Source organism: Candidatus Thiodiazotropha endolucinida, assembly GCF_001715975.1.
In the GTDB taxonomy this organism is placed as follows: Bacteria; Pseudomonadota; Gammaproteobacteria; order Chromatiales; family Chromatiaceae; genus Thiodiazotropha; species Thiodiazotropha endolucinida.
On sequence record NZ_MARB01000034.1, the window covers coordinates 15689 to 32804 of the forward strand.

The window sequence follows — 17116 nt, forward strand, 5'->3', positions numbered from 1 at the left end:
GTTAAATGGATTATTCGCATGGTTAACTCCTGGTCTATTTAGGTTGAATTGCCCGGCCCTCTGGGCCGGGCGGTTGGGGTTACACCGAGATCTTCACAGTGTCGTTGAGGACGCCGTCGAGACCGCCGAAGACGGTCAGACGATCCACCTTGTCGGTCACCTTCTCCAGAGTCTCCAGCTCCTTGAGGCGCAACAGGGTGGGGTTCTCGTCCATCAGCTTTGCAGTGTTCAGCAGCGAACGGGTCGCCGCGGTCTCCTCGCGCCGCTTGATGACATTGGCCTGTGCAGCCTTCTCGGCCTGCACCACCTGGTTGAGAATCTCCTTCATCTCACCGGGCAGGATCACATCCTTGAGACCGACACTGCAGAGCTCGAAGCCGTTCTCCGCGGCCTTGCCGGCAACCTTGTCGAACACCTCCCGGTCGACCCGCTCCTTGTCCTCCAACAGCTTGTCGAGCTCGCGGGAGCCTACCGCCTGCCGCAGTGCGAATTGCAGTTCACGGTAGATCCAGTCGAGGGGCTGCTGCAGCCTGTTGCGCGCCTTTACCGGGTCCAGGATCTGGTACTGGGCTCCCAGGTTGAGACGCAGCGAGACCTTGTCACGGGAGAGAATCTCCTGCCCCTGGACCTCCATCGCCTGGATACGGGTATCCAATTGCTCCACACTGACGTGTCGCTTCAGCGCCCAAAAGGCGTGAAAGCCCGGCTTCAGGGTCTGGCGCAACTCACCGTCGATCAACAACAGGCCGACATAGTGATCCATAACCTCGGCGGTCTGGATGTTGGGCTGCAGCTCTCGCGCCACTACACCACCACGGGTACGAAACACCGCATCCACGAGGTCCTTGGGGACAACCAGACCGTTGCGCAGATCGATCCGCTCTACACGCAGGGTGTAGGGGAGTTTCCAATAGACCCTGCGCTCACCCGGCGCCAACAGCTCGATGAACTTGTCGTCCCGATAGACAAGACCGATCTGGTTGTCGGCCATGTCCGCCAGTTCCAGGTAAGGGCTCAACAAATCGCCCGCCCCCTTCATCAGGATCTCGGTGTTCTTGTTGGCGCATACTGCCTGGCCCAGGTCGTGCAGTTCGATCCGTACATGGCCGAATGGGTCGAAGTGGCGGTAGACACCCGGCTCCAGCACCTTGATCAGCTGACTGTCACGAAACAGAAAACCGCGCTCGTGCTGGGCCACAACGATGCGCTTGTATGCAAACATTGTTTTTCTCCTCAGTTTGTAAAAGTGATTGAAATTGCCTTTTCGAAGCGCACGATAAACCCAGCTAAACACGACATACTTAGTCGCCGGGTTAAATAATATGCACTTCGGAAAAGCGCGGCCCCACATCCGCAGCGCGGGCCCGGATGGGACGATCGGGTGGGTGAAATCGCGGTCGCTGCCACGACCCGTGCACTCCCTTGCCGGACCGTTTGGCGATGGCGATCTCACTGACCCGTCGCGCCATGTCGGGCACAGGCCCTGCGGGTGGTGCAGGTTTTTGTCCAAAGCACTCAGCGTTGAAACCTGCCGGGACGTTGCTTGGATAGTGAGTCAGTGCGGAGTCGAACCGCGGGGTCGTAAACCCTTACCATCTAGGGATAGGAGGAGTCGAACCTCCGACAGATCGAGTTAAAGTCGATTGCTCTACCCACTGAGCTATATCCAGTTGGAGTCTTCAGGAACATCTCGTGCGGTACACAGGGTTGCAGGGCAAGCTGTGCCGGTGGGTCATGCGGAGACCCAGCCGCTGTCACTCAAGTATTCAATGAGGACCTGGTACATCCGTCAGGTATCGAACCTGAACGGATGAGTGATTCATGGTCTGAAATAGTGGTCTCTGTTGGCACCGTCAAAGCGTTTGCTCTGCAGGCAGCAACGCTTAAAATCTGATACCAGAGCCGCAGGGACAGGGATCGTTACGGCCCAGCTTTTCCGTCAGCTCTTTGTCACCGTGTACTACGCGATCACCACGCTTTACCTTTATTTCAGAGGGGTAACCCTTGCGCCGTTTGTTCATGGTTTCGAAAGGATGATTGATCCATCTTTTGCCTGTGCGTTTTCATCTTGAACCTCCGCTAAAGTGATTGGTTGAGGTTTGGTAGGGACGGTGAGATTCGAACTCACAACCAGCAGGGTCTAAGCCTGCCGCGTCTTCCAATTGCGCCACATCCCCTTATAGATTGTTATGGGCGGCTTATTCAACCACCCGGTTTGGTCCGCCCCCCTATGGCAGGCTGACCGGTGCTTCGGGATCCCATCTCCTCCCCTGGCACTGCACTGCCGCGCTTGTCGAGACGACTCGAACAGCAGCACTACCTCTTGTCCCTGGTGAGGCTGGCAACACCATTCCCGGCCCGTAACCGAGAACAGGGGGACGAGGCTTGCTTGGTATCTGCCCCAAGCGGCCAAAATCGGGCCCTGTCCATGATCCGGACAGGGCAGTTTGTAGTTTCCAAATTGTTAAAGAGCATCCCGAGTTACCACCCGAGTTTTCCCGGGCAATAAAAAACCCCCGGGGTTTGCACCAACCGGGGGTTTTTTCCGGAAGGTGTCAGTTATTCATGACACCTTCCTGCAATGCTCTGGAAAAGTGTCAGGTCACAGCGGCTTCGTCCTCGTTACCGAGCAAAAAGCCAGGCGCTTTTAGTTGTATCAACAGATACGCTGAACACAGCGACGCACAAGCAGGCCCACTCCGCAGGGCTGCTGATGTGTCGGTGTCGTATAAGCATGTTGAATTCATCGTCGGTTCCTGTTTCGGTTTTCCGGGAGAGTCCCGGTCATCCGGGGCTTTCCAAATCTTGGGGCGCAAGTATAATCGGCAGATCTCAAATTGCAATAGTATTTTTTGCAAATGACAAAATTAAATCCAAGCAGCAAATCGCGTAGCAAAGACCCCGTGGCGGTTAAGATCGGCAAGCGCATCGCCCAGGCGCGCCGGATGGCCGGCTTCAAGACCGCAAAGGCATTCCGAGACAAGCTGCCAAAGTGGCCGGAGAACAGACTCTCCTGGTACGAGGCGGGTTACTCGATGCCCCATCCCGGTCATCTGGAAATCATTGCCAGGATTACCGGCACATCGGCCTGCTGGATCATGTTCGGCCTTGGTCCAATACGCTCGGGAGAACGGGACCTGCAGGCAGTGAGGCACCAGAATCTGGTCTATCTGTTTCGAGAAGCGGAAGCAGGCAAAGCTGAAACAGTCAGTAGGTTTTTGTTGAGTATCAAGCTTGAAGCCAAGCAACTGGCCAGCTATATCGACAACCCTTTCAAACATATTGGAGAACGATTAGCACGTAGTATTGAAAAGGCTTGCGGAAGGCCTCGTAAGTGGCTTGACGAACAGCATATTGAATCCGATGGGCTTTGTGTCTCGTTTCCTGATGATTTACGAGAATTGATGACACTCTATTCAGAGATGGATGCGAAGGGCAGGCAAATACTAATCGAGCTGGCACAGACCATATTTAAACACTCCTGACCTTTTACTTGAAATTCATCCGCAATCCTTCTTCGACCAAGTTCGGAAAATAGAACCAGAAAGCCTGGAGGGTCTTATGTGGTATTCTTGTGAGATCATTCCAGTATCAACCCTTCATGCACAATCTCGATAGTCTCAATGGCAACATCGTTCGAGCTGGCATTAAGATCACCCATTGAGTACTTTGATACCCAGGCATTACGCAGTTTCCAAGTAAATGCAGGTTGTTGTTCATCATTCAGCAGATGGATAGTCACATTGCGTCGACTGCCTGTGCTGGATTGTGCGCTTTCGGTAATCCATTCGAATAAATCGAGAGTACCGATCAAGCCGCGCTTTAAGGTAACAGGGCCATATTTTGTCAACCCAGGTAACTTTACCGGACTTTCAGTGCGGTCATTACCTGCACGGTACTCAATGACCTGGATTTCCATTGAGAGGCCGCTTACCTCACTGAAGCCTGCCCTGGCATCCTGCGGGTCGTCGCCACCAATCGAGACCAGGAAGTTAAAGGCACCATAGGGTGTTTCTGACTGAATGGCCATGGGGCTTCTCCTTTATTTGAGATCCGAATCTTGTAACCAGCATAAAGAACGGTAGCAAAGAGTTAGTGTTTCATAGGCCGGACCTGCATTCATGGCATCCAAATTCGGCCCCCGCCATGCTTCGATCCAGCAGTTGTATAGCCGCCAGCAATTGACCGGCTTATCTGTATGCTTGTCCAGCATACAAATTGTCATTGTCCGAAGGTCTTTTGCACGACAAAGATTGGCTTTGTGCCAATCGAAAAAGAAGTGATCACTATCTATTACCCTGCGCAGCTCAATTCGATTGGTTTTGATATCAAGACACAGAAAACCAATCAATTTCATCAGAGGCGAGGGACGGGCAGTTGCATGTCTGGTGGAGCTTATGCCAGAGATACTCGAGAAAGCTACGTCTCTGCGTGAGCAATCAGATTTGGAGCTGTCGATAGTTACCGTGAATCGGTTGTTGAGTAACGGCAATTGATTATCAGGCATGAGTTAGGCCAATACTCCGTATTGGAAATCGTTGATTTTTCATTATCTGATTCCTATGCAATCAAAGGCTAGCAGTTGCCTATGTTATGTCAATCATCCACTGTGGATTTTGTTCCCGGACTCTCTAAAAGACATTTGACCTTCCAAGTGGCGAAAACACCACACAAGGAGCACTAATAGAACTGGACTGCTGATGGTTTCAGGGTTGATACCTATGCTGATTTTAGCCATTTTTTCAATCTGGCTTACACTCTAGACAAGGATTGAAAAGTTGAATAAGACGATGGTACATGTCACCGACATCCACGAAGTCAATGCTGAACGCATCAGGCTTTTAATTGAATGCTGTATACAGGCCTATAATACCTTTTCTGATAAAGATCTTTCGCACTGTGAACGTGCCCGGGTAACTGTACCTGATGGGTTTGAGTTACTGGATTGCTGGAGCGGTGTGGATAGTGTATATGGACGGGACGAGACAGTCGAGACGTATGGTTTGGTGTTTCGGTCATCGACCGCTCCATGGCGTTATGTCTTTAATCAGATTGGATCATATTCTGGTTCTTGGGGTGCCATATGTTGTCGGCAGGTGGAAGGATATCATCAGAAAATAGCATCAGCACCAGCCATTATGCCCAAACGGCTGATCTTACTCTGTAAAAAAGCGATATATCGGACAGGTTATTGGGTCAGTGTTAACAAACCCTAGTTGAGATCGATAGATATATTCTGCCCTTTAAGCACGCAAGGTTTCTCCGGTTCCAGCCCGTAGATGGATTCCAGGTGAGCGAGGGATCTCAACAGATTTTCGTCCAACACCTGAATTTCATTGCTTTTTGTCTTGAGAATATTCTTTGTCGAAAGGTTCTGAAGAATTCTTGAAAACGTCTCGGGTTTCATTGAGAGTCGTGCCGCCAGTACTCCCTTGGCGGCAGGCAGTGTGAAGTGATCCTGGCCAACATCCTCCATTCTGTGCAACAGCAATGCGCACAATCTGGTGGTGGCGCTCTGCAGCGTCAGATCATCGATCTCTTTGATGAGCCCGCGTAATCTCTGACTCATGGTGCCCATTATTCGGAAGCAAACCTCGATTGATCCGCTCAGTATCTGCAGGAAGCGTCGATTATCAAATGAGATGACTTTTGCCGGTCCAAGTGCTTCGGCGCTCACAGGATAGATGGGATGTTCCATGAACATAAGCGCTTCCGCAAAGGTATTGCCCGGCTGAATGATATCGATAATTTTCTGATCACCGTTGGATGAAACACGAAACAGTTTTATCTGTCCGCCGATCACCAGAAAAAAGCGATTTGCCTCATCGCCTGTTTCAAACAGTGATTCGCCATCCTTGAGGGTTCCTGTATGGCTGCTCTCCATGACCTGTCTGACTTGATCGTCATCCAGGGCGGAGAAAAGGTGGGCCATTCGAATGTCAATGTTCATCACTTGAAGCCAGTATCATGTCAGGGTAACACGTGGTGGTCCTTGTCATATTTGCCAGTGGATAGAACAATGTCAATTACCTAAAAAGTGTTATATCCCAACGGCCAATACCTCGCATACGGGCAGCGACTATTAATAAGTCTGGCTGAAATTGACATTTTTCTGTTTGACAAAGATCAAGGCATCTCAATTCTTTAGCACTTATCAAGGGCGTTTGTACAATCATCCGCCTATCTGTTTTGCCTGAGTTAGCCGCCTATGTGGCAGCTTTCGGCGAATACGTGCCCTTCAGGCGCTCTTCATCCTGTTGATGTCCCGATATAAACCCATTTGACACATGTCAAGGTAGGGAAGGGTGTCTGTTTTCTAATAGCGGGGACTCAATCAAGACAGGCTTGGGAGGAGAGTGATGGCACAAGCGTTCACGAAGGAGATGTCGCGGAACATCTTTTACGGGGGTACGGCGTTTTTCTTTCTGTTGTTTTTGGCGCTGACCTTTGACACCCATCTGGCGTTGCCGGATCGGGACAATCGCGAGGCGTTGGACCCGACCACGGAGCGGGGGCAGATGATTGCCCTGGGGAAGAAGGTATGGGAGGAGAACGACTGTATCGGCTGTCACACGCTCCTGGGCGAGGGGGCCTATTTTGCGCCGGAGCTGGGCAATGTTTACCAGCGTTACGGAAACAGCAAGGAGGCGATCATGGCGTTCATCAAGGGACGTCCGGTGGAGGGGATACCGGGTCGTCGCAGCATGCCGCAGTTCAACCTGACCGATGAGGAACTGAAGGCGGTGGCGGAGTTTCTGCAGTACAGCTCTGAGATTGACACGGCGGACTGGCCGCCGAACATTCAGGGTTAGTGGTGCTGACAGAGTAGAGACAAGCTGAGGAGAAGACGATGACGTTCAAATATCAATCCCAGGCGGTGGCGATGCCCTATTTTATCGCGGCCATCGGCCTGTTTGTGGCGCAGATCCTGTTTGGTCTGATTATCGGGCTGCAGTATGTATGGGGTGATTTTCTGTTTCCGGAGATTCCGTTCAACGTGGCGCGGATGGTGCATACCAATGCGCTGATCGTATGGTTGCTGATGGGTTTCATGGGGGCGGCTTATTATCTGATACCGGAGGAGTCGGAGACGGAGCTGCACATGCCGTGGCTGGCGACGCTGACCTTCTGGGTATTTTTGGTGGCGGCGGCGCTGACGGTGGCGGGCTACCTGCTGGTGCCCTATGCGACGCTGGCGGAGATCACCGGCAACGATCTGTTGCCGACCATGGGGCGTGAGTTTCTGGAGCAGCCGACGATCACCAAGCTGGGGATCGTGGTGGTGGCGCTGGCGTTTCTGTTCAACATCGGCATGACGGTTTTGAAGGGCCGCAAGACGGTGGTGAGTCTGGTGCTGCTGATGGGCCTGGTGGGTCTGGCGGTGTTTTTTCTGTTCTCATTTTTCAACCCGGTCAACCTGGTGCATGACAAGTTCTGGTGGTGGTGGACGGTACACCTGTGGGTGGAAGGCGTGTGGGAGCTGATTCTTGGTGCGATCCTGGCCTTTGTGCTGATCAAGGTGACCGGTGTGGACCGTGAGATCATCGAGAAGTGGCTCTACATCATCATTGCGATGACCCTGATCACGGGTATTGTGGGCACCGGGCATCACTACTACTGGATCGGCACGCCGGAGTACTGGCAGTGGTGGGGTTCGGTATTTTCCGCCCTGGAGCCGATTCCGTTCTTCATGATGACGGTATTTGCCTTCAACATGGTGAACCGGCGGCGGCGCAACCATCCCAACAAGGCGGCGACCCTGTGGGCTTTGGGCACGGCGGTGATGGCGTTTCTGGGGGCGGGCGTATGGGGTTTTCTGCACACTCTGGCGCCGGTGAACTACTACACCCACGGCACCCAGATCACGGCGGCGCACGGTCACATGGCGTTCTACGGGGCGTATGTGATGATCAACCTGGCGATCATCAGTTACGCGGTGCCGATCCTGCGGGGCCGCGAGGCCAACAGCGAGCAGGCGCAGGTGGTTGAGATGTGGGCGTTCTGGCTGATGACGGTGTCGATCGTCTTCATCACGCTGTTTCTGACCGGTGCGGGGATCCTGCAGGTCTATCTGCAGCGTTTCAGCGACACGCCGTTGTCGTTCCTGGTGGTGCAGGACAAGATCGCGCTGTTCTACTGGCTGCGTTTCTTTGCCGGTGTGGTGTTCCTGGGCGGTCTGGTGGTCTACATCTGGAGTTTCTTCATTCCGGGTGAGAAGACGGCGGCGGAGATGCCGGCGATGGAGCCCCAGGGTGAGGCGCGCGGTGCCGCGGAGGCCGCGGCCGGCTAGATAAACACGACCAACCGATAGCAACCCCCTGGCCGGACGGTGAGATGGCATCAACCCGTCCGGCTTTTTTATGGGCAGCCTGTGTCCTTCAGGTCATTTCTGTTTTTTTCTACTACTAAGGGAGTAATTTTGATGGCAGGAAACGGCTGTTTTTGGATAAGCGGGCAGGATAGATTCGCCCCCCATTAAGCGCCTTGTATTTTAGGCGTTTTTCACTTTGATCTTTGTCAAGGATGGTTAGCCACGGAATCATAAAGTGGCTATCAGAGCAATGGATCGGCGGTCATGCGGAATGTATAAATCGTATGAGATCCAGTCCGGCGTCGAATCGATTTCGATAATCATGGACTTGCCGGTGCGAATCAAGCCAATACGTTGACAGGCGCATCTTATGAAAACAGAAGGGGTTGTCTATCTGGTAGGTTCGGGGCCCGGTGATCCGGAACTCTTGACCGTTAAGGCATTTCGACTGATGCAGTCAGCCGATGTTGTGGTCTACGATCGCCTGGTTTCACCGGAGATCATGGAAATGATCCCTCCCGGTGTTTCCCGCATTGCTGTAGGCAAGTCACCGGGCATGCACTGTGTGCCACAGCATGAGATCAACTCGCTGTTAACCCGATTGGCAAAAAAATCCCGCACAATCGTACGTCTCAAGGGCGGCGATCCCTTTGTCTTTGGACGGGGTAGCGAGGAGGCACTGCATCTGCGTCAACACGGTATCCGCTTCGAAATCGTACCTGGGATCACGGCCGCATCCGCAGTCAGTTGTTATGCCGGCATCCCCCTGACACATCGCTCAATGAGCCGGGGGGTAAGGATGGTGACCGGTCATTTCCGTGACGGGGAGGCGCTGGATCTTGACTGGGAGAAACTGGCGGATGAGAGCGCGACCTTGGTGGTTTATATGGGTTTGTCGAATATCGAGACAATCACCCAACAGTTGATGTACGCAGGTCGTGCGGCGGACACACCGGCAGCCGTGATCCAGGAAGGCACCACGCCCCGCCAGCGTATGGTTCAGGCAACGCTCTCTACGCTGAGTCGCGAGGTGGAACAGGCGCGGCTCAGTTCGCCTGTAATGATCATTATCGGTGAGACGGTGGCGCTGGCCGATCAACTTGCCTGGTACCAGACCCAGGAGATGAGCGATGAAACAACCTGTCTTGATCATTGCTAGCCTCCTGTTCCTGGCCCAGTCCGCTTCAGCCGCCGGGATTCCCGAACCGAGGCGCATCGAGCTGCTCAACCTGCTTAAACACGATTGCGGATCCTGTCACGGTCTCTCCCTGAAGGGGGGACTGGGTCCGCCACTGACACCAACGAAGCTGCAAGGCAAACCGGTCGACTTTCTCGCTGCCACCATCCTCTATGGCCGTACGGGTACCCCCATGCCGCCCTGGCGGCCATTTCTCACAAACAGAGAGGCTGATTGGCTTGCACAGCAGATCAAAGAGGGTGTGCAATGAGAATGCGGCTTTTCACAATCATTTTCCTGCTGACCTTCTCGCCCTTGTTGAACGCCACTGAATGGAGAGGTACAGGTGATCTCGGGGTGGTCGTGGAACGTGCGGACGGAAGCCTTCAGGTCATCGAGACAACCGGTAACACCATCCTGGGTCGTATCGAGGGATTGGGCGATCTCTCTCACGCCTCGGCCGTGTTCTCCCGGGATGAGCGGTTTGCCTATCTCTTTGGGCGGGACGGGGGGCTGACTAAAGTCGACATATTGCAACGAAAAGTGGCCGCCCGTGTCGTCCAGTCCGGTAACAGCATCGGGGGGGCGATATCACAGGACGGCCGATTGGTGGCGGTCTCCAACTACGAACCGGGCGGCGTGCGTATCTTCGATGCCGTCAGTCTTGAAATGGTGGCCGATATCCCGGCAACCTACGGAGATGGAAAACAGTCGAAAGTGGTTGGATTGGTCGACGCACCGGGCAATCGATTTGTTTTCAGCCTGTGGGATGCCGGCGAAATCTGGATGGTCGATATGAGTGATCAGGCAAAACCCGTCGTGAGGAAATTCATGGACATCGGCCTGCAGCCCTATGATGCCCTGATCACACCGGATGGCCGTTACTACATTGCCGGACTCTATGGGGAAGACGGCCTGGCCCTCCTGGATCTGTGGAATCCGGATAAGGGGCCGCGCCGGATTCTGGCTGACTACGGTAAAGGTGAGCAGAAGCTGCCAGTCTATAAGATGCCACATCTTGAAGGTTGGGCTATCGCAGGTAAACGCTTGTTCATTCCTGCTGTGGGCCAGCATCAGGTGTTGGTCGTCGATACCGATAGCTGGCAGGAGGTCGGTCGACTCGATGTCCACGGTCAACCCGTCTTCGTGATGGCGCGCCCCGATGGCCGACAGGTATGGGTCAATTTTGCCTTTCCCAATAACGACACCCTGCAGATTATCGACACTCAGAGCCTTGAACTGATCACCACACTGAAGCCGGGAAAAGGCGTATTGCATATGGAGTTCGAACCCCGGGGTGAAGAGGTCTGGGTCTCCGTACGCGATATCGACAGGCTGCAGGTCTACGATACCGATACCTTTTCTCGTCGCGCCGATTGGCCGGTACTCAAGCCCTCCGGGATCTTTCTCACTTCCCGGGCCCACCAAATTGGACTTTGATCATGGTTGCGCAAAAAGAGACCATCCTTGATCGACCCTTGAACGCCTTGGAGCGTCGGTTGTTGAATGACTTCCAGGACGGTTTTCCACTGACGCCACGTCCGTTCCGGACCATCGCGGAACGCGTGGGAAGCACGGAGAGTGAAGTGATGACAACGATACTCAATCTACAGTCACAGCGACTGATCAGCAGGGTGGGGCCGGTTTTCCGCCCAAATCGAGTGGGGGCCAGTACCCTGGCTGCGATGGAAGTACCTAAGGAGCGGTTGGAACAGGTTGCCGACATTGTCAGCAGTTATGGTGAAGTCAACCACAACTATGAGCGGGAGCATAGTCTGAATCTCTGGTTTGTGGTCACCGCGGAAGACAGAGTGTCGTTGAACCGTGTACTCAGGGAGATTGAAAAGAGATCGGGACTTGAGGTAATTGATCTGCCGATGGTGGAGGATTTCTACATCAACCTGGGATTTCCCCTGCAATGGACCTGAGAGAACTGTCACAACTGTTGGAACCCGATCCACTGGATCTTGATCTGGTGCATGCCATTCAGGGCGGATTGCCGCTGGTTGAGCAGCCCTATGCCCAGATCGCTAGCGAATTGAACATCACGGAGGCGGAAGTCATTAGGCGTCTCGGGCGCTTGCTGGAGACAGGTGATATCAGGCGGCTCGGTGTTGTGGTGCGTCATCGGGAACTCGGTTATCGCGCCAATGCCATGGTGGTCTGGGATGTGCCTGACGATCGTGTGTCCGAAATCGGTCGGCTGCTGGGCCGGCAATCCTGCGTCACACTCTGTTACAGAAGGCCAAGACGACCCGGCCGTTGGCCCTATAATCTCTTTTGCATGATTCATGGCAGAAGCAGGGAGGGTGTGTTGCGTAATCTGGACCGGTTGATCCATGACTGCAATCTTGGATGGATCACCCACGATGTCTTGTTCAGCCTGCGGCAGTTTAAACAGCGGGGCGCGAAATATATCAGTGAACGTGATGGATCCGTCAAGGGGTCCGATCAAACGCCGGCGAGTCTCTCTTAGGAATCGGTATCAATATGCAACAGACGCTGACATCATTTGAACGACAGTTGATCAACCGTTTCCAAGGCGGTGTGGATTTAACTAATAGACCCTTTCGCGAGATGGCCAAAGCACTTGACTCCGAAGAAGACACTGTCCTGGGATCGGTACAGTGCTTACTGGAGAGGGGATGGCTTTCCCGCTTCGGCCCACTCTACAATGCTGAGCGGCTGGGAGGCAGCCTGGTTCTCGCGGCGATGTCCGTACCCGATGCGAAATTCGACAAGATAACGGAGCAGGTCAACGTTTTAGCGGCCGTTGCCCACAACTATCGACGGGATCATTGGCTGAACATGTGGTTCGTGTTGGCAACCGACACCACGGACTCGATGCAGGCAACAATCCAGCAGATCGAAAGCGAGACAGGACTGCGGGTCTACGCCTTTCCAAAAGAACAGGAGTTCTATCTCGGTCTGTGGTTCGAAATGGGTGATGACGGCAGCCTCAACACCCGCTCTATTCCCGCTGTTGCGGCGACGGAGGCATTCGACCTGGACGACCTTGACCGACGGATCATCGCCGAGACACAACAAGGTCTGCCACTCACGCACGATCCTTGCCAGACCCTGGCATGGCGTATCGGCTGCTGGCCGAGCGAGGTGGTTACCCGGATGGATAAAATGCTCCAGTCCGGCGTTATTCGTCGTTTGGGCCTGGTGCCCAACCACTACCGCCTCGGCTTCAAAGGCAACGGTATGACCGTGTGGAATATACCTGATGATCAGTTACGCGAGGCAGGTGAGCGGATTGGCGCCATGGATTTCGTCAGCCACTGTTATGCCAGGCCGCGTCACCTGCCCGATTGGCCTTACAACCTGTTCGCCATGGTGCACGGCAGGGATCGCGGCGACGTCATGCAGAAGGTTAACGAATTGAGCCTACAACTGAGAGAGTACAACCAGGGACATGAGGTGCTTTTCAGTTCCGCCGTGCTGAAGAAGACCGGTATGCGGCTCGCCTTTTAGGATTTGATTATGTTTCGCATCAGTCGTTACCTGCATGCCCTGACCCAACCGGCCGCATCTGTTCGGCGCCCGGTAAAACCGACGGGCCCGGTTGTCATCTGGAACCTGGTCAGGCGCTGTAACCTGACTTGTCGCCACTGCTATGCCACCTCGGCGGACAAGGATTTTCCGGGTGAACTGACAACCTCTGATGTCTTCAATGTCATGGATGACCTGAGGGATTTCGGCGTCCCCGTGTTGATCCTTTCGGGTGGTGAACCGTTGTTGCGACCCGATATTTTCGAAATCTCGCAGCGTGCCAAGTCAATGGGTTTCTACGTGGGTCTATCCAGTAACGGCACGCTCATCAATGAAACCACAATAGCCGATATCGCCGAAGTCGGTTACGACTATGTGGGGATCAGTATCGACGGCATGCGGGATACCCATGACCGGTTCCGTCGCAAACAGGGTGCCTTCGATGAGTCGATTCGAGGGATCAGATACTGCAGGGATGCCGGTCTTAAAGTCGGCCTGAGATTTACCCTGACCCAGGATAATGCTGCCGAGTTGCCGGATCTTTTACAGTTGATGGACGATGAGGGTATCGACAAATTCTATCTTTCTCACCTGAACTATGCCGGACGCGGCTACAAAAACCGGAATGACGACGTTCATCATCGAATTACCCGGGAGGCCATGAATCTCCTCTTCGCCACTTGCTGGGATGATGTGCAAAAGGGACGCAAAAGGGAGTTTGTTACCGGTAACAACGATGCGGATGGTGCTTATCTGTTACTCTGGGCAGCGCACCATCTGCCGCAACATCACGCCAGGTTGCAGGAAATGGTCTCCCGATGGGGCGGCAATTCGAGCGGTGTCAATATCGCCAATATCGATAATGAAGGCCGGGTACATCCCGACACCATGTGGTGGGACTATACGCTCGGCAGTGTCAAAGAGCGTCGTTTTTCAGAGATCTGGCAGGATACCAGTGAACCCCTGATGGCCGGCCTGAAACAGAAAACGCGACCGCTGGAGGGGCGTTGCGCCGAATGCACCCATCGGTCGATCTGTGGCGGCAACAGCCGTACCCGCGCATGGCGACTCACCGGCAATCCATGGGCGGAAGATCCGGGTTGCTATCTCACGGATGATGAGATCAAGCCCCCGCCGAGTATTCGGGTAGCGACAGGCTGAAAAGCATGCATCGTTTACTGGCCTGGCATCCATGAGAATGAAAAGCTGTTGTATTCCGGCGGCGCTTTTATTGCTGGTGGTTGCGGGACTTCTATACAAGTTCCTTTGGCGGGGAGAGGTGGCGCCCGCCAGTGACGGACGCAGTGCGATCCTGATGCCTCAACAAGAGCGGGATCTGGTACTCAGGGAGATGCGGGGATTCTTACAGGCAGTACAGGCAATTCTCGTTGCAGCCGACAGGGGAAATACACAGGGTATCGTGGATGCGGCCCGGGAGGTGGGTGCGACTCAACAACAGGGTATGCCAGGGACATTGGTTAAGCGATTACCGGCTGGATTCAAGATGCTGGGTTTTGATACCCATCGTCGATTCGACCAATTGGCGCTGGATGCAGAACAGCTGGGGGACACACAACACAGCCTGCAGCAACTGGCCAAATTGATGACGAACTGTGTCTCTTGTCATGCCAGCTACCGGATAGATTCAATCAATGAGTAATATACAAGGCTCGCGGATGGATTCATTGCTATCGAAACAGGATTGCCATGAGATTGTGCCGGCATTGCTTGTTACATTTCTATTGCTGATCTTTCTGTATGCCGGTTCGGCATATGCTGAAGTCGTCGATGAGCTTTATCTGAAATTTTGCGCCGAATGCCACGGCGCAGACAGGCTGGGAGGCCAGGGTCCGGCACTGCTACCCGAGAATCTGCATCGTCTGCGTCCTGCCAAGGCGCACAAGACAATTGCCGAAGGCCGGCCGGCCACGCAGATGCCACCGTTCAAGGAGCGATTGAGTGATAGCCAGATCGAAACACTGGTCAAACATATCTATACACCCCTGGATGATATACCACAATGGGGTATGCAACAGATTTCAGCCAGTCGAATCGAACATCACAAACCAGGGACACTGCCGGATCAGCCGCGCTTCGAGGCCGATATAGAAAATCTGTTCGTGGTGGTGGAACTCGGCGATCACCACGCGACGCTGCTGAACGGCGATACCTTCAAACCGATCCATCGTTTCCCGACCCGCTTCGCCCTGCATGGTGGACCTAAATATGCGCAGGGCGGTCGTTATGTCTATTTTGCCTCCAGAGACGGTTGGATCAGCAAATTCGATATCTATAACCTGACCTACACCAGCGAGGTGAGGGCAGGCATCAACACCCGTAATCTGGCCGTTTCTCATGATGGCCGTTTTGTCATGGTAGCCAACTATCTACCCCATAGTCTGGTCGTGCTGGACGCGGAAGACCTTAAACCATTGAAGGTCATTCCGGTGATAGATGACAAAGGCAATTCATCCAGGGTCAGCGCCGTTTATACCGCCGATCCCCGTTCAAGTTTCATCGCTGCGTTAAAGGATATTACCGAGGTCTGGGAAATCAGTTATGAGATACCGCCTCCCAAAGGATTTGGTAGGTGGATGCACGACTACAGGGAGGATTCGGGCGAACCGGGAGTTACCGATCCGTTTCCAGTCCGCCGGATCCGGGTGAAAGATTACTTGGACGATTTTTTCATCACCCAGGATTACACACAGATTGCAGGTACCGCGCGGGATGGCAGCGGACAAGTTGTTGATCTCGATATCGGGCGGGCCGTGCAGGCACTCGAGCTGCCCGGCATGCCGCACCTCAGTTCCGCCATTACCTGGCGCAGCGGTGATCGCCACGTCATGGCCACGCCCAATATCAAGGCGAACAAAGTGACCGTAATCGACACTAAAAGCTGGGAGGTAATCAAAGAGATACCAACATTGGGACCCGGTTTTTTCATGCGTAGCCACGAGCAGAGCCCGTATGCCTGGGTGGATGTCTTTTTCGGTAAGGAGAGAGACGCCATGCATGTTATCGATAAGCAATCCCTGGAGATCGTCAAGACCCTGCGTCCTGCCGAGGGCAAGACCTCGGCACATGTGGAGTTTACCAAGGATGGGCAGTACGCCCTTGTCAGTGTCTGGGATGATGACGGTGCATTGGTGGTCTACGATGCAAATAACTTCAATGAGGTGGAACGTCTGTCAATGAAAAAGCCGTCCGGCAAATACAATGTCCACAATAAACTGACACGCTCCTCAGGGACCAGCCATTGATCAGGACTGATCGGATTAGTGTTTACAGACCCTCGGGAGGTAGAGACAGATGCGATTGAATTTCAAAGTTTTCATGATTTGTAACCTACTCTTATTCGCTTCATCCGGTGCATGGTGTAGTGAATTGACGATTCAGGCAGAGAATATCACCGTTGAGGATGGGGATACCCTAATAATCAGCTTTGCCGACGGCAAGGAACGGGTTCAGCTGATGGATATCGATGCACCGGAAGATACCGAAAATGCAAAATTCAAGCTCGACATGCGTAGAACCGGCATGGATTACGACACGTTGTTCTCACTTGGGGCAATTGCGACCCAGCACTTGGTCAAACTGATAACCGGTGAGGATAGTTTTACCCTGCAGTATCAGCCGGAAAAGCGGGATAGATATGGCCGGTTGCTTGGCATTTTGATGGATAAAGAGGGTGTTTCCGTGAGTGAACGGATGGTGTTGAACGGATATGCTATCGTCAAGCCAACAGGTGCAGAAAATCCCGCTCATCCTTATCATGCATTACAACGTAATGCCCAGGAGGAAATGCGGGGGCTATGGGGCTTGCTGCCCAAGCAGGCCCAACTCTGGGCAGGCGCTTCGTTGAAGCGTTGATAGATCTGATTTTCAAGGTGAAGTCACCCATCGCCTGAATCCGGCTTGTTCCCGATCATGTGTTATGCGGCTATCTCTGCTCAGCAGGGTAGCAAGGCGGGGATAGTCATGGCCATATTGTTTGAAGTTGTATTAGGGCCTGTTAACACTAATCCAATACACCCTGCTGGGGCTGTTTTTGTGCCCAGCAAGGCAGAATGAGCGAGGTGTAGTTATGCTACATGAGCGAATGATAACGCCGCTGGGCGCAAAAACAG

The 17116-nt window shown here is 53.6% G+C and carries 18 protein-coding genes and 1 tRNA gene; 13 read left to right on the forward strand and 6 right to left on the reverse strand.

Annotation, left to right across the window (positions count from 1 at the left end):
- Window positions 1-79: 79 nt before the first annotated feature.
- From CODIS_RS19130 to CODIS_RS19140, 3 genes are all read right to left on the reverse strand, one after another.
- On the reverse strand, window positions 80-1222 hold the full coding sequence (locus CODIS_RS19130) for a slipin family protein (RefSeq protein ID WP_069128260.1): 1143 nt from the start codon (window positions 1220-1222) through the stop codon (window positions 80-82).
- A gap of 661 nt (window positions 1223-1883) precedes the next feature.
- Window positions 1884-2021, reverse strand: coding sequence for an SEC-C metal-binding domain-containing protein (locus CODIS_RS21790; protein WP_069128261.1), 138 nt, complete (start codon window positions 2019-2021; stop codon window positions 1884-1886).
- Window positions 2022-2100: 79 nt separating this feature from the next.
- Window positions 2101-2177 (reverse strand) — tRNA-Leu (locus CODIS_RS19140).
- Between the two features lie 681 nt (window positions 2178-2858).
- Here CODIS_RS19140 and CODIS_RS19145 point away from each other — a divergent pair.
- Window positions 2859-3485 carry a hypothetical protein gene (locus tag CODIS_RS19145; RefSeq protein ID WP_083220920.1) on the forward strand — a complete coding sequence of 209 codons (627 nt, stop codon included), beginning with the start codon at window positions 2859-2861 and terminating at the stop codon, window positions 3483-3485.
- Between the two features lie 95 nt (window positions 3486-3580).
- Here the strand turns inward: CODIS_RS19145 and CODIS_RS19150 are convergent, their stop codons facing one another.
- The 3 genes from CODIS_RS19150 to CODIS_RS19165 all read right to left on the reverse strand — a co-directional run bounded on the left by CODIS_RS19150 (window position 3581) and on the right by CODIS_RS19165 (window position 5950).
- The gene (locus tag CODIS_RS19150; protein WP_069128262.1) at window positions 3581-4030 is read right to left on the reverse strand and encodes a phage tail protein; all 450 of its coding nucleotides are present in this window, start codon (window positions 4028-4030) and stop codon (window positions 3581-3583) included.
- Between the two features lie 12 nt (window positions 4031-4042).
- Window positions 4043-4507, reverse strand: a complete 465-nt coding sequence (locus CODIS_RS21795) for a phage tail protein (RefSeq protein ID WP_083220921.1) — start codon at window positions 4505-4507, stop codon at window positions 4043-4045.
- A 705-nt stretch (window positions 4508-5212) separates the two neighbouring features.
- Window positions 5213-5950, reverse strand: coding sequence for a Crp/Fnr family transcriptional regulator (locus CODIS_RS19165; RefSeq protein WP_069128265.1), 738 nt, complete (start codon window positions 5948-5950; stop codon window positions 5213-5215).
- Between the two features lie 409 nt (window positions 5951-6359).
- Between CODIS_RS19165 and CODIS_RS19170 the strand changes: the two genes are divergently transcribed.
- The 12 genes from CODIS_RS19170 (at window position 6360) to CODIS_RS19225 (ending at window position 16859) form a co-directional block, all read left to right on the forward strand.
- On the forward strand, window positions 6360-6812 hold the full coding sequence (locus CODIS_RS19170) for a c-type cytochrome (RefSeq protein WP_069128266.1): 453 nt from the start codon (window positions 6360-6362) through the stop codon (window positions 6810-6812).
- A 38-nt stretch (window positions 6813-6850) separates the two neighbouring features.
- The gene (locus CODIS_RS19175) at window positions 6851-8290 is read left to right on the forward strand and encodes a cbb3-type cytochrome c oxidase subunit I (RefSeq protein ID WP_069128267.1); all 1440 of its coding nucleotides are present in this window, start codon (window positions 6851-6853) and stop codon (window positions 8288-8290) included.
- 391 nt (window positions 8291-8681) lie between these two features.
- Window positions 8682-9470 carry a uroporphyrinogen-III C-methyltransferase gene (gene cobA, locus CODIS_RS19180; RefSeq protein ID WP_069128268.1) on the forward strand — a complete coding sequence of 263 codons (789 nt, stop codon included), beginning with the start codon at window positions 8682-8684 and terminating at the stop codon, window positions 9468-9470.
- Window positions 9442-9759: a c-type cytochrome gene (locus CODIS_RS19185; RefSeq protein WP_069128269.1), complete on the forward strand. Its 318-nt coding sequence runs from the start codon at window positions 9442-9444 to the stop codon at window positions 9757-9759. The genes cobA and CODIS_RS19185 overlap by 29 nt, the downstream gene beginning before the upstream one ends.
- A gap of 2 nt (window positions 9760-9761) precedes the next feature.
- Window positions 9762-10928, forward strand: coding sequence for a cytochrome D1 domain-containing protein (locus CODIS_RS19190; protein ID WP_235615291.1), 1167 nt, complete (start codon window positions 9762-9764; stop codon window positions 10926-10928).
- A gap of 2 nt (window positions 10929-10930) precedes the next feature.
- Entirely contained in the window at window positions 10931-11416 is a 486-nt protein-coding gene (locus CODIS_RS19195) for an Lrp/AsnC family transcriptional regulator (RefSeq protein ID WP_154723211.1), read from the forward strand.
- Window positions 11407-11964, forward strand: a complete 558-nt coding sequence (gene ahbB / locus CODIS_RS19200) for a siroheme decarboxylase subunit beta (RefSeq protein ID WP_069128271.1) — start codon at window positions 11407-11409, stop codon at window positions 11962-11964. Before CODIS_RS19195 ends, ahbB (CODIS_RS19200) begins: the two co-directional genes overlap by 10 nt.
- A gap of 14 nt (window positions 11965-11978) precedes the next feature.
- A complete protein-coding gene (gene ahbB / locus CODIS_RS19205; protein WP_069128272.1) occupies window positions 11979-12968 on the forward strand; it encodes a siroheme decarboxylase subunit beta in 990 nt (329 codons plus the stop codon).
- A gap of 9 nt (window positions 12969-12977) precedes the next feature.
- Window positions 12978-14147: a heme d1 biosynthesis radical SAM protein NirJ gene (gene nirJ, locus CODIS_RS19210; RefSeq protein WP_069128273.1), complete on the forward strand. Its 1170-nt coding sequence runs from the start codon at window positions 12978-12980 to the stop codon at window positions 14145-14147.
- 37 nt (window positions 14148-14184) lie between these two features.
- Entirely contained in the window at window positions 14185-14646 is a 462-nt protein-coding gene (locus tag CODIS_RS19215; RefSeq protein WP_069128274.1) for a hypothetical protein, read from the forward strand.
- Window positions 14639-16249 (forward strand): nitrite reductase, encoded by a 1611-nt coding sequence (locus tag CODIS_RS19220; protein WP_235615292.1) that lies wholly within the window; start codon window positions 14639-14641, stop codon window positions 16247-16249. The genes CODIS_RS19215 and CODIS_RS19220 overlap by 8 nt, the downstream gene beginning before the upstream one ends.
- A gap of 124 nt (window positions 16250-16373) precedes the next feature.
- Window positions 16374-16859 carry a thermonuclease family protein gene (locus CODIS_RS19225; RefSeq protein ID WP_162420293.1) on the forward strand — a complete coding sequence of 162 codons (486 nt, stop codon included), beginning with the start codon at window positions 16374-16376 and terminating at the stop codon, window positions 16857-16859.
- Window positions 16860-17116 lie beyond the last annotated feature (257 nt).

Excerpts from the sequence above, each read along its gene's own strand:
- CODIS_RS19195 (WP_154723211.1), top strand. The coding sequence starts at position 10,931 with ATGGTTGCGCAAAAAGAGACCATCCTTGATCGACCCTTGAACGCCTTG.
- CODIS_RS19185 (WP_069128269.1), top strand. The coding sequence starts at position 9,442 with ATGAAACAACCTGTCTTGATCATTGCTAGCCTCCTGTTCCTGGCCCAG.
- CODIS_RS21790 (WP_069128261.1), bottom strand. The coding sequence starts at position 2,021 with ATGAACAAACGGCGCAAGGGTTACCCCTCTGAAATAAAGGTAAAGCGT.
- CODIS_RS19150 (WP_069128262.1), bottom strand. The coding sequence starts at position 4,030 with ATGGCCATTCAGTCAGAAACACCCTATGGTGCCTTTAACTTCCTGGTC.
- CODIS_RS19170 (WP_069128266.1), top strand. The coding sequence starts at position 6,360 with ATGGCACAAGCGTTCACGAAGGAGATGTCGCGGAACATCTTTTACGGG.
- CODIS_RS19215 (WP_069128274.1), top strand. The coding sequence starts at position 14,185 with ATGAAAAGCTGTTGTATTCCGGCGGCGCTTTTATTGCTGGTGGTTGCG.
- nirJ (WP_069128273.1), top strand. The coding sequence starts at position 12,978 with ATGTTTCGCATCAGTCGTTACCTGCATGCCCTGACCCAACCGGCCGCA.
- ahbB (WP_069128272.1), top strand. The coding sequence starts at position 11,979 with ATGCAACAGACGCTGACATCATTTGAACGACAGTTGATCAACCGTTTC.
- CODIS_RS19165 (WP_069128265.1), bottom strand. The coding sequence starts at position 5,950 with ATGAACATTGACATTCGAATGGCCCACCTTTTCTCCGCCCTGGATGAC.
- CODIS_RS19190 (WP_235615291.1), top strand. The coding sequence starts at position 9,762 with ATGCGGCTTTTCACAATCATTTTCCTGCTGACCTTCTCGCCCTTGTTG.
- CODIS_RS21795 (WP_083220921.1), bottom strand. The coding sequence starts at position 4,507 with ATGCCTGATAATCAATTGCCGTTACTCAACAACCGATTCACGGTAACT.
- CODIS_RS19145 (WP_083220920.1), top strand. The coding sequence starts at position 2,859 with ATGACAAAATTAAATCCAAGCAGCAAATCGCGTAGCAAAGACCCCGTG.
- CODIS_RS19130 (WP_069128260.1), bottom strand. The coding sequence starts at position 1,222 with ATGTTTGCATACAAGCGCATCGTTGTGGCCCAGCACGAGCGCGGTTTT.
- cobA (WP_069128268.1), top strand. The coding sequence starts at position 8,682 with ATGAAAACAGAAGGGGTTGTCTATCTGGTAGGTTCGGGGCCCGGTGAT.
- ahbB (WP_069128271.1), top strand. The coding sequence starts at position 11,407 with ATGGACCTGAGAGAACTGTCACAACTGTTGGAACCCGATCCACTGGAT.
- CODIS_RS19220 (WP_235615292.1), top strand. The coding sequence starts at position 14,639 with ATGAGTAATATACAAGGCTCGCGGATGGATTCATTGCTATCGAAACAG.
- CODIS_RS19175 (WP_069128267.1), top strand. The coding sequence starts at position 6,851 with ATGACGTTCAAATATCAATCCCAGGCGGTGGCGATGCCCTATTTTATC.